This is a genomic window from Mycobacterium sp. IEC1808 (assembly GCF_002101935.1).
Classification (GTDB): domain Bacteria; phylum Actinomycetota; class Actinomycetes; order Mycobacteriales; family Mycobacteriaceae; genus Mycobacterium.
In genome coordinates this window covers 24,503-36,242 of sequence record NZ_LQPV01000064.1, presented here as the reverse complement: position 1 = coordinate 36,242, position 11,740 = coordinate 24,503, and the positions used below count along the sequence as shown (strand labels likewise).

10 protein-coding genes and 1 tRNA gene are annotated in these 11,740 nt (G+C 67.9%); 7 read left to right on the top strand and 4 right to left on the bottom strand.

Annotated elements, in window-relative coordinates:
• Positions 1 to 98: 98 nt before the first annotated feature.
• From AWB92_RS24815 to AWB92_RS24800, 4 genes are all read right to left on the bottom strand, one after another.
• Positions 99 to 170: transfer RNA gene (locus AWB92_RS24815), tRNA-Val, on the bottom strand.
• Between the two features lie 65 nt (positions 171 to 235).
• Positions 236 to 697, bottom strand: a complete 462-nt coding sequence (locus AWB92_RS24810; RefSeq protein WP_085190398.1) for a peroxiredoxin — start codon at positions 695 to 697, stop codon at positions 236 to 238.
• Entirely contained in the window at positions 697 to 1,119 is a 423-nt protein-coding gene (locus tag AWB92_RS24805; RefSeq protein WP_068108916.1) for a DUF3052 domain-containing protein, read from the bottom strand. Before AWB92_RS24805 ends, AWB92_RS24810 begins: the two co-directional genes overlap by 1 nt.
• A 93-nt stretch (positions 1,120 to 1,212) precedes the next feature.
• Positions 1,213 to 1,803, bottom strand: a complete 591-nt coding sequence (locus AWB92_RS24800) for a hypothetical protein (RefSeq protein ID WP_068108919.1) — start codon at positions 1,801 to 1,803, stop codon at positions 1,213 to 1,215.
• A 116-nt stretch (positions 1,804 to 1,919) separates the two neighbouring features.
• On the opposite strand from AWB92_RS24800, the gene aceE reads away from it, so the two are divergent.
• The 7 genes from aceE to AWB92_RS24765 all read left to right on the top strand — a co-directional run bounded on the left by aceE (position 1,920) and on the right by AWB92_RS24765 (position 11,678).
• Positions 1,920 to 4,709 (top strand): pyruvate dehydrogenase (acetyl-transferring), homodimeric type, encoded by a 2,790-nt coding sequence (gene aceE / locus AWB92_RS24795; RefSeq protein ID WP_085190396.1) that lies wholly within the window; start codon positions 1,920 to 1,922, stop codon positions 4,707 to 4,709.
• 119 nt (positions 4,710 to 4,828) lie between these two features.
• Positions 4,829 to 6,154, top strand: coding sequence for a PucR family transcriptional regulator (locus AWB92_RS24790; RefSeq protein WP_085190394.1), 1,326 nt, complete (start codon positions 4,829 to 4,831; stop codon positions 6,152 to 6,154).
• Positions 6,155 to 6,294: 140 nt separating this feature from the next.
• A complete protein-coding gene (locus AWB92_RS24785; protein ID WP_085190392.1) occupies positions 6,295 to 7,203 on the top strand; it encodes an ACP S-malonyltransferase in 909 nt (302 codons plus the stop codon).
• An 80-nt stretch (positions 7,204 to 7,283) separates the two neighbouring features.
• Positions 7,284 to 7,631: a meromycolate extension acyl carrier protein AcpM gene (gene acpM, locus AWB92_RS24780; RefSeq protein ID WP_068108932.1), complete on the top strand. Its 348-nt coding sequence runs from the start codon at positions 7,284 to 7,286 to the stop codon at positions 7,629 to 7,631.
• Positions 7,628 to 8,878 carry a 3-oxoacyl-ACP synthase KasA gene (kasA, locus tag AWB92_RS24775; RefSeq protein WP_085190390.1) on the top strand — a complete coding sequence of 417 codons (1,251 nt, stop codon included), beginning with the start codon at positions 7,628 to 7,630 and terminating at the stop codon, positions 8,876 to 8,878. Before acpM ends, kasA begins: the two co-directional genes overlap by 4 nt.
• Before the next feature lie 80 nt (positions 8,879 to 8,958).
• Positions 8,959 to 10,212, top strand: coding sequence for a 3-oxoacyl-ACP synthase KasB (gene kasB, locus AWB92_RS24770; RefSeq protein ID WP_085190388.1), 1,254 nt, complete (start codon positions 8,959 to 8,961; stop codon positions 10,210 to 10,212).
• 44 nt (positions 10,213 to 10,256) lie between these two features.
• Positions 10,257 to 11,678, top strand: coding sequence for an acyl-CoA carboxylase subunit beta (locus AWB92_RS24765; RefSeq protein ID WP_068108940.1), 1,422 nt, complete (start codon positions 10,257 to 10,259; stop codon positions 11,676 to 11,678).
• Positions 11,679 to 11,740 lie beyond the last annotated feature (62 nt).

The following is an 11,740-nucleotide window of genomic DNA, read 5'->3' as shown; positions in this document are numbered from 1 at the left end:
CAATCGTTGTTCAAATATGTTTGCACTCAACATGATTCGCGATTGTGCTCAGGGCCCGCCACACGGGAGTTCGCCGTTCGAACATGTCTAAACAGCCGTGGGCGCGGACGGTATCGAACCGCCGACCGCTGGTGTGTAAAACCAGAGCTCTACCACTGAGCTACGCGCCCTGGACCCCTTGGGGTAACCCGGGTCCGCCGCAGGTTACACGCCTGAAGGCCGTGAACCCAAACATTCAGGCGCGCAACGCCGCCAACGCTTGAGTCCACAGCCGCTGGTCGCGCGATTCCCCGGGTTGTTTCATCTCCGCGAATCGGATTATCCCGGACCGGTCGACCACGAACGTCCCGCGATTGGGGTAGCCGGCGTCGGCGTTGAACACGTCGTAGGCCTGGCTGACCTCGCCGTGCGGCCAGAAATCCGACAGCACGGGAAACGTGAAGCCGCTCTCGAGCGCCCAGATCTTGTGCGTGGGCGGCGGACCCACCGAGATCGCCAACGCCACGCTGTCGTCGTTCTCGAACTCGGGCAGGTGGTCGCGCAGCAGATCGAGCTCACCCTGGCAGATTCCGGTGAATGCCAGCGGGAAAAAGATCAGCAGGACGTTTTTGTCGCCGCGGTAGGAGCTCAGGGTGACGGGCTGCTGGTTTTGGTCGCGCAATGTGAAGTCGGGGGCGGTGGCGCCGACGGGCAGCATCAACGCTTCCCGGTCCGCGACTTCGGCTGCACCAGCTGGCTGGCGCTCCAGTCGCCCAGGTTGACGGACGAAGTCGGCATCAGGCCGGCGGTGGGGGCGGCCTCGGCGATCTCGGCGGGCAGCACGTGGCCGGGCTTGCCGGTCTTGGGCGTCAGCACCCAGATCACCCCGTCCTCGGCCAGCGGGCTGATCGCGTCCATCAGGGTGTCCACCAGGTCGCCGTCCCCGTCGCGCCACCACAGCAGCACGACGTCAATTACCTCGTCGCTGTCCTCGTCGAGCAACTCGCTGCCGCAGGCCTCCTCGACCGCGGCCCGGATGTCGTCGTCGGTGTCCTCGTCCCAGCCCCACTCCTGAACAACCTGGTCCCGTTGGATGCCGAGTTTGCGAGCGTAGCTCGGGGCGTCATCCGCCGCGACCACCGTGGAGCCTCCTTAAGCCGTTCGCGCGCCGTGTGATGGGAATTATCGTCGCATAGCCGCGACGCGGTCCATACCCGTCCCTCACCAGGGGCCTCAGTAGGACGCCAGGCAGAGTTTCAGCGCCTTCGTCTTGGTGTCGTTGAGCTGGTCGACCCGCCTGTTGAACTCCGCTATGGACGCGTGCGTGCCGATGGCGTTGGCCACCCCGCGGGCCGCGTCGACATAGGCGTTGAACGCGTCCTTCAGCTGCTGCGACAGGGCATCACTGAAGCTATTGGAGACCGTGGTGGCGCTGTCATTGAGCGCGCCGATCGCCGGGCCCTCGTTCGGGCCGGTGTTGCGGCCCGCGTTGAACGCCGCGACGTAGTCGTTCACCCGGTCGATCGCGTCTTTGGCCGATGTGGCCAGCGTGTCGCACGAGGTGCGCACCGCCCTGGTCGTCAGCGACTGCTGGCGCTGGGACTCCTTCACGCGCGATGTGGCCGACGAGGCCGACACCGACGCGGACACCGACTGCCGGTAGGCCGGGGCGACATTCGTGTCGGGCGTGGCGGTCCCCTTGGTAACGCTGGTACACCCCACGATCCCGATGGTCACCGCCGCGACACAGCCAAGCGCCAGCGCGCCTCGCTTGGGGATCTCCCCCAGGTGCATGCGAGGGACGGCACGCCATCCGATGAGCACGAGTGGAGACGTTACCGGGTCCGGATCGTCACCGCGGCTACCCGGCCGAAACGTCGGTGCGGCACGATAGGGAGGTACAACGCACGACGTTGCCCCGCCGACTACAGGAGCGGAAGTTGACCACCGAGTTCGCGCGCCACGATCTGGCGAAAACCCCAAGTAGCGCAAGCGAACCCGACCGCGTTCGGGTGATCCGCGAGGGCGTGGCGTCCTATCTGCCCGACATCGACCCCGACGAGACGTCGGAATGGCTCGAGTCCTTCGACGAACTGCTGGAGCGCTCGGGGCCGGCGCGGGCGCGCTACCTGATGCTGCGGCTGCTGGAACGTTCCCGTGAGAAGCGCGTGGCGATTCCGTCGCTGACGTCGACCGACTACGTCAACACCATCCCGACCGAGCTGGAGCCGTGGTTCCCCGGCGACGAGGACGTCGAACGCCGCTACCGGGCGTGGATCCGGTGGAACGCCGCGATCATGGTGCACCGCGCCCAGCGCCCGGGAATCGGCGTGGGCGGCCACATTTCGACCTACGCCTCCTCGGCGGCGCTGTACGAGGTCGGCTTCAACCACTTCTTCCGCGGCAAGTCGCATCCCGGCGGCGGGGACCAGGTCTTCATCCAGGGCCACGCCTCCCCCGGCATCTACGCCCGCGCCTTCCTGGAGGGCCGGCTCAGCGAGGACCAGCTGGACGGCTTCCGCCAGGAGCACAGCCATGCCGGCGGCGGCCTGCCCTCCTACCCACACCCGCGGCTGATGCCCGACTTCTGGGAGTTCCCCACCGTGTCGATGGGCCTGGGCCCGCTCAACGCCATCTATCAGGCGCGGTTCAACCACTACCTGCACGACCGCGGCATCCGGGACACCTCCGACCAGCACGTGTGGTGCTTTTTGGGCGACGGCGAGATGGACGAGCCGGAGAGCCGTGGCCTGGCGCACGTCGGGGCGCTCGAGGGCCTGGACAACCTGACCTTCGTGATCAACTGCAACCTGCAGCGCCTCGACGGCCCGGTGCGCGGCAACGGAAAGATCATCCAGGAGCTGGAGTCGTTCTTCCGCGGCGCGGGCTGGAACGTCATCAAGGTGGTGTGGGGCCGCGAGTGGGACGCCCTGCTGCACGCCGACAAGGACGGCGCCCTGGTCAATCTGATGAACACCACGCCCGACGGCGACTACCAGACCTACAAGGCCAACGACGGGGCCTACGTGCGCGACCACTTCTTCGGTCGCGACCCGCGCACCAAGGCGCTGGTGGAGCAGATGACCGATTCGGAGATCTGGAACCTCAAGCGCGGCGGGCACGACTACCGCAAGGTGTACGCCGCCTACCGCGCCGCCGTCGACCACCAGGGGCAGCCGACGGTGATCCTGGCCAAGACCATCAAGGGCTACTCGCTGGGCGCGCACTTCCAGGGCCGCAACGCCACCCACCAGATGAAAAAGCTTGCGCTGCAAGACCTCAAGGACTTCCGCGACGCCATCCGGATCCCGATCAGCGACGCTCAGCTCGAAGAGGATCCCTACCTGCCGCCGTACTACCACCCCGGCCCCGACGCCCCGGAGATCCGCTACCTGCTCGACCGGCGCCGCGCGCTGGGCGGCTTCCTGCCGGAACGCCGGACCAAGGCCAAGGCGCTTTCGCTGCCGGGCCGCGACACCTATGCCGCGCTGAAGAAGGGGTCGGGCCACCAGGAGGTCGCCACCACCATGGCGACGGTGCGAACGTTCAAGGAAGTGTTGCGGCACAAGGAAGTTGGGCCGCGCATCGTGCCGATCATTCCCGACGAGGCGCGCACGTTCGGGATGGACTCGTGGTTCCCCTCGCTGAAGATTTACAACCGCCTCGGCCAGCTGTACACGGCCGTCGACGCCGAGCTGATGCTGGCCTACAAGGAAAGCGAAGTCGGTCAGATCCTGCACGAGGGCATCAACGAAGCGGGCTCGGTGGGCTCGTTCATCGCGGCCGGAACGTCGTATGCGACGCACAACGAGCCGATGATCCCGATCTACATCTTCTATTCCATGTTCGGATTCCAGCGCACCGGCGACGGGCTGTGGGCCGCGGCCGACCAGATGGCGCGCGGCTTCCTGCTCGGCGCGACCGCGGGGCGCACCACGCTGACCGGTGAGGGCCTGCAGCATGCCGACGGCCACTCGTTGCTGCTGGCCGCAACGAATCCGGCGGTGGTGTCATATGACCCGGCGTTCGCCTTCGAGATCGCCTACATCGTGGAGAGCGGGCTGGCCCGCATGTTCGGCGACAACCCGGAGAACGTGTTCTTCTACATCACCGTCTACAACGAGCCGTACGTGCAGCCGCCCGAGCCGGAAAACTTCGATCCCGAGGGCGTGTTGCGCGGCATCTACCGCTACCGCGCCGCCACCGAACAGCGGGCCAATAAGGCGCAGATCCTGGCCTCCGGGGTCGCCATGCCCGCGGCGCTGCAGGCGGCCGAGATGCTGGCCGCGGAATGGGACGTCGCCGCCGACGTCTGGTCGGTGACCAGCTGGGGCGAGCTGAACCGCGACGGCGTCAACGTCGAGCGGGCCCGGCTGCGCCACCCGGACCAGCCGGCCGGCACCCCCTACGTGACCCGCGCCCTGGCGGACGCCAGCGGCCCCGTCATCGCGGTGTCGGACTGGATGCGCGCCGTTCCCGAGCAGATCCGCCAGTGGGTGCCGGGCACCTTCGTCACGCTGGGCACCGACGGGTTCGGCTTCTCCGACACCCGGCCCGCCGCGCGACGCTTCTTCAACACCGACGCCGAGTCGCAGGTCGTCGCGGTGCTCGAGGCGCTGGCCCGCGACGGCGAGATCGACCCGTCCGTGCCGGTCGCGGCCGCCCGCCAGTACCGCATCGACGACGTCATGGCCGCGCCCGAACAGACGTCGGACCCCGGGGTGGCCTGAGACCAAGCCCCGCCTGCGCCCCGCCAGCCGGGCGCTGGGCCGCGAGTGCCCGGCCAGCCGGGCCCCGACGCCACCGCCCCTTTGGCGAATACTTCCAAAAAATGGCGTAGGTTTTAGGGGTGAATGACAACCCCTTCGCCGGCCCGTTCGCCAAGCACCCGCGGTCACCGCTCGAGCTGCTCGACACGGTCCCGGAGTCTTTGCTGCGCCGGCTGAAGCAGTACTCCGGCCGGCTGGCCACCGAGGCGGTGTCGGTCATGGGCGATCGGTTGCCGTTCTTCGCCGACCTGGAGGCCTCCCAGCGGGCCAGCGTGGCCCTGGTGGTGCAGACGGCCATCAACAACTTCGTCGAGTGGATGCAGGACCCGCACAGCGACGTCAGCTACACCGCGCAGGCCTTCGAATTGGTGCCCCAGGACCTCGCCCGCCGCATCGCGCTGCGCGACAGCGTGGACCTGGCCCGCGTCACCATGGAGTTCTTCGAGGAGGTCGTGCCCCTGGTGGCCCGCTCCGAGGAGCAGCTGACCGCCCTGACCGTGGGCATCCTGAAGTACAGCCGGGACCTGGCGTTCACCGCAGCCTCGTCCTACGCGAACGCGGCCGAGGCGCGCGGCACCTGGGACAGCCGGATGGAGGCCAGCGTCGTCGACGCGGTCGTCCGCGGCGACACCGGCCCGGAGCTGCTGTCCCGCGCCGCGGCGCTGAACTGGGACACCACCGCCCCGGCGACGGTCGTCGTCGGGATCCCGGCCCCGGACCGCGACGGCTCGAACGGCGACGGCGGCACCCGGCGGGCCAGCCAGAACGTCCGCGACATCGCCGCGCATCACGGCCGGGCGGCGCTCACCGACGTGCATGGCACCTGGCTGGTGGCGATCGTGTCCGGCCAACTATCGCTAACCGACAAATTCCTGGGCGACCTGCTGAACGCGTTGTCGGACGGCCCGGTGGTGATCGGGCCGACGGCGCCCATGCTGACCGCGGCCTACCACAGCGCCAGCGAGGCGATCTCCGGGATGAACGCCGTCGCCGGCTGGCGGGGGGCGCCGCGGCCGGTGCTCGCCCGCGAACTGCTGCCCGAACGCGCCCTGATGGGCGATGCCTCGGCGATCGTGGCACTGCACACCGACGTGATGGGGCCGCTCGCCGCGGCCGGGCCGACGCTGATCGAGACGCTCGACGCGTACTTAGATTGTGGCGGCGCAATTGAGGCTTGTGCCAGAAAGTTGTTCGTTCATCCAAACACCGTCCGATACCGGCTCAAGCGCATCACCGACTTCACCGGGCGTGATCCCACCCAGCCACGCGACGCATACGTGCTGCGTGTGGCGTCGACGGTGGGCCAGTTGAACTACCCTGCACAGCCGTCCAGCATCGACAACAACGTCTTGACGCCGGTCCCGCTGCCGGTCAGGACCGGTGTGGCGGGCACCGGCGAGCGATAGTGATTCAGGCAACAGATCGCAGGCCGGTATCAAAACCGTAGCTTACGGGGCGATTTTGTAGGGTGCTCACAAAAACCTAAGACGAGGTTCATAATCTGTTACACCCGCCAAAACCGTTTCCACAGTGTTCTCTTAAACACGTGATTGCATTGCTTGCGCCCGGACAGGGTTCGCAGACGGAGGGGATGCTGTCGCCGTGGTTGGAGCTGCCAGGCGCCGCAGACCAGCTGGCCCTGTGGTCCAAGGCCAGCGGCCTGGACCTGGTTCGGCTCGGGACCACCGCATCGACCGAGGAGATCACCGACACCGCGGTCGCCCAGCCCCTGATCGTCGCGGCCACGCTGCTCGCTCATCAGGAGCTGACCAGGCGTGAGCTGCTCGCCGGTGAGGAATTCATCGTCGCGGGCCACTCCGTCGGGGAAATCGCGGCCTACGCCATCGCGGGCGTGCTGGCCGCCGATGACGCCGTCGCGCTGGCCGCCACCCGCGGCGCTGAAATGGCCAAGGCCTGCGCCATGGAGCCCACCGGGATGTCCGCGGTGCTCGGCGGCGATGAGGCCGAGGTGCTGAGCCGCCTCGAGGAACTCGACCTGTTCCCCGCCAACCGCAACGCGCCCGGGCAGATCGTCGCCGCGGGCCCGCGGGGCGCGCTGGAGAAGCTCGCCGAGGATCCGCCGGCCAAGGCCCGCGTCCGCGCGCTCGGTGTCGCCGGGGCGTTCCACACCAAGTACATGGCTCCGGCCCTGGACGGTTACGCCGCCGCGGCGGCCGCCGTCGCGACCGCCGAGCCCACCGCCACGCTGCTGTCCAATCGGGATGGAATGCCCGTCGCCTCGGCGGCGGCAGCGATGGACACGCTCGTCGCCCAACTGACCCAGCCGGTGCGCTGGGACCTGTGCAACGAGACGATGCGTGCGCACGATGTCGCGGCGATCGTGGAGTTTCCCCCGGCGGGGACGCTCACCGGCATCGCCAAGCGCGAACTTCGGGGGGTTACGGCCCGTGCCGTGAAGTCACCCGCAGATCTGGACGAGTTGGCAAGCCTCTAGACCGCCGGCTTTTCGCCAGGAAATAAAAACTGCAAACGTCAATCCGATTTGCACACAACACATTACGAAGGGAATAGGCCGTGGCCGTCACTCAGGAAGAAATTATCGCCGGTATCGCCGAGATCATCGAAGAGGTGACCGGAATCGAGCCCTCCGAGGTCACCCCGGAGAAGTCGTTCGTCGACGACCTGGACATCGACTCGCTGTCGATGGTTGAGATCGCGGTGCAGACCGAGGACAAGTACGGCGTGAAGATCCCCGACGAGGACCTGGCCGGCCTGCGCACCGTCGGTGACGTCGTCGCCTACATCCAGAAGCTCGAGGAAGAGGACCCCGAGGCCGCCGCCGCGCTGCGCGCCAAGATCGAGTCCGAGAACCCCGAAGCCGTTGCCAACGTCAAGGCGAGGATGGAAGCGGACAGCAAGTGACCAAGCCTTCCACTGCTAATGGCGGTTACCCCAGCGTTGTGGTAACCGCCGTCACGGCGACGACATCTATCGCGCCGGACATCGAGAGCACGTGGAAGGGTTTGTTGGCCGGCGAAAGCGGCATCCACGTGCTCGAAGACGAGTTCGTCAGCAAGTGGGACCTGCCCGTCAAGATCGGCGGACACCTCAAGGAGCCCGTCGACAACCACATGGGCAGGCTCGACATGCGCCGCATGTCCTACGTCCAGCGGATGAGCAAGCTGCTGTCCGGTCAGCTCTGGGAGAGCGCCGGCAGCCCCGATGTCGACCCCGACCGGTTCTCCGTCGTGGTCGGCACGGGCCTGGGTGGCGCCGAGCGGATCGTCGAGAGCTATGACCTGATGAACGAGGGCGGCCCCCGCAAGGTGTCGCCGCTCGCCGTTCAGATGATCATGCCCAACGGCGCCGCGGCCACCGTCGGCCTGCAGCTCGGGGCCCGCGCCGGCGTGATGACCCCGGTCTCGGCGTGTTCGTCGGGCTCGGAAGCAATCGCGCACGCGTGGCGTCAAATAGTCATGGGTGACGCTGATGTCGCCGTGGCCGGCGGTGTCGAGGGTCCCATCGAGGCGCTGCCCATCGCGGCGTTCTCGATGATGCGGGCCATGTCGACCCGCAACGACGAGCCCGAGCGGGCCTCGCGTCCGTTCGACAAGGACCGCGACGGCTTCGTGTTCGGCGAGGCCGGTGCGCTCATGCTCATCGAGACGGAGGAGCACGCCAAGGCCCGCGGTGCCAAGCCGCTGGCCCGGCTGCTGGGTGCCGGTATCACCTCGGACGCCTTCCACATGGTGGCGCCCGCCGCGGACGGTGTTCGTGCCGGTCGTGCGATGACGCGGTCATTGGAGCTGGCGGGCTTGTCCGCCAAGGACATCGACCACGTGAACGCGCACGGGACGGCGACACCGATCGGCGACGCCGCGGAGGCCAATGCGCTTCGTGTCGCCGGTTGCGAGAACGCCGCGGTGTATGCGCCAAAGTCGGCGCTGGGCCACTCGATCGGCGCGGTCGGCGCGCTGGAATCCGTATTGACGGTATTGACCCTTCGGGATGGCGTCATACCGCCCACGTTGAACTACGAAACACCCGATCCCGAGATCGACCTTGATGTGGTCGCGGGCGAACCTCGCTACGGCGAATTCCGTTACGCGATTAACAACTCGTTCGGCTTCGGTGGTCACAACGTGGCGCTCGCGTTCGGGCGCTACTGAGGCAGGACGTCCGGCGACCCCGCGGCCGAAGACAGCCCGCGGAGGAGCCGGACAACACGGAAGGAACGATCGCTAAAGCCATGACGGAGCTGGTTACGGGGAAAGCGCTCCCCAATGTAGTGGTTACCGGCGTTGCCATGACGACCGCACTCGCGACAGACGCGGAGAACACGTGGAAGCTGTTGTTGGACGGCCAAAGCGGCATCCGCACCCTCGATGACCCGTTCGTCGAGGAGTTCGATCTGCCGGTCCGCATCGGCGGGCACCTGTTGGAGGAATTCGACAGTCAGCTCACGCGTGTCGAGCTGCGCCGGATGGGCTACCTGCAGAAGATGTCCACCGTTCTGAGCCGGCGGCTGTGGGAGAACGCCGGCAACCCGGAGCTCGACACCGACCGGTTGGCGGTGTCCATCGGCACCGGGCTGGGCTCGGCCGAAGAGCTCGTCTTCAGCTACGACGAGATGCGCGCTCGCGGTATGAAGGCGGTCTCGCCGCTGGCGGTGCAGAAGTACATGCCCAACGGCGCCGCCGCCGCGGTGGGCCTGGAACGGCACGCCAAAGCCGGTGTGATGACGCCGATTTCGGCGTGCGCGTCCGGCTCGGAGGGCATCGCGCGGGCGTGGCAACAGATCGTGCTCGGTGAGGCCGACGCCGCGATCTGCGGTGGGGTGGAGACCCGGATCGAGGCGGTGCCCATCGCCGGGTTCGCCCAGATGCGCATCGTGATGTCGACCAACAACGACGACCCCGCCGGTGCCTGCCGCCCGTTCGACAAGGACCGCGACGGCTTCGTGTTCGGCGAGGCCGGGGCGCTCATGTTGATCGAGACCGAGGAGAGCGCCAAGGCTCGTGGCGCCAACATCCTGGCCCGGATCATGGGGGCCAGCATCACCTCGGACGGCTTCCACATGGTGGCGCCGGATCCCAACGGCGAGCGCGCCGGGCACGCGATGACGCGGGCAATCCAGCTCGCCGACCTCACGCCCGGCGACATCGACCACATCAACGCCCACGCCACCGGCACCCAGGTCGGTGACCTGGCCGAGGGCCGGGCCATCAACAACGCGCTGCGCGGCCACAAGCCGGCGGTGTATGCGCCCAAGTCCGCTCTCGGTCACTCGGTCGGGGCAGTCGGCGCGGTGGAGTCCATCCTGACCGTGCTCGCGTTGCGCGAGCAGGTGATCCCGCCGACACTGAACCTCGTCAACCTCGATCCGGAGATCGATTTGGACGTGGTGGCGGGCAAGCCGCGGCCGGGCGACTACAAGTACGCGATCAACAACTCGTTCGGATTCGGCGGTCACAACGTGGCGATCGCTTTCGGGCGGTACTAACCCCGCCCTATAGCCCGGGCACACTCGGAAACAGGAGACCTGCGATGACAATCATGGCCCCCTCGTCGGTTGGTGAGTCGCTCGACCCCCGAGACCCGTTGCTGCGCCTGAGCAATTTCTTCGACGACGGCAGCGTGGAACTCCTGCACGAGCGTGACCGCTCGGGCGTGCTGGCCGCGGCGGGGACCGTAAACGGTCTGCGCACCATCGCGTTCTGCACGGACGGCACCGTGATGGGCGGCGCGATGGGCATCGAGGGGTGCACGCACATCGTCAACGCCTACGACACCGCCATCGAGGAACAGAGCCCGATCGTGGGCATCTGGCACTCCGGTGGTGCCCGGCTGGCCGAGGGGGTCCGGGCGCTGCACGCGGTCGGCCTGGTGTTCGAGGCCATGATCCGCGCGTCGGGCTACATTCCGCAGGTTTCGGTCGTCGTCGGCTTCGCCGCCGGCGGCGCCGCCTACGGACCGGCGCTGACGGATGTCGTCGTGATGGCGCCCGAAAGCCGGGTGTTCGTCACGGGACCCGACGTGGTGCGCAGCGTCACCGGCGAAGACGTCGACATGGCGTCGCTCGGCGGCCCGGAGACGCACCACAAGAAGTCCGGGGTGTGCCACATCGTCGCCGACGACGAGCTCGACGCCTACGAGCGTGGCCGCCGGCTGGTCGGATTGTTCTGCCAGCAGGGGCATTTCGACCGCAGCAAGGCCGAGGCCGGCGACACCGACATCCACGCGCTGCTGCCCGAGTCGGCGCGGCGGGCCTACGACGTGCATCCGATCGTGACCGCGATCCTGGACTCCGACACACCCTTCGACGAGTTCCAGGCCAACTGGGCGCCGTCCATGGTGGTCGGGCTGGGCCGGTTGTCGGGCCGCACCGTCGGCGTGCTGGCGAATAACCCGCTGCGGCTGGGCGGCTGCCTGAACTCCGAAAGCGCCGAGAAGGCAGCACGTTTCGTGCGGCTGTGCGACGCGTTCGGGATCCCGCTGATCGTGGTCGTCGACGTGCCCGGTTACCTGCCGGGCGTCGACCAGGAGTGGGGTGGCGTGGTGCGCCGCGGCGCCAAGCTGCTGCACGCGTTCGGCGAGGCCACCGTGCCCCGGGTCACCCTGGTCACCCGAAAGACCTACGGCGGGGCCTACATCGCGATGAACTCCCGCTCGCTGAACGCGACCAAGGTGTTCGCCTGGCCGGACGCCGAGGTCGCCGTGATGGGCGCCAAGGCGGCCGTCGGCATCCTGCACAAGAAGAAGCTGGCCGCCGCGGCCGACCACGAACGCGAAGCGCTGCACGACGAACTGGCCGCCGAGCACGAGCGGATCGCCGGCGGCGTCGACAGCGCCATCGAGATCGGCGTGGTCGACGAAAAGATCGACCCGGCGCACACCCGCAGCAAGCTCACCGAGGCGCTGGCCCAGGCGCCGGCGCGCCGCGGACGCCACAAGAACATCCCGCTGTAAGTCGCCTCTTTACCGCGAGCAGACGCAAAAGCCCCCGACACGCCGAGCGTGCGGGGGCTTTT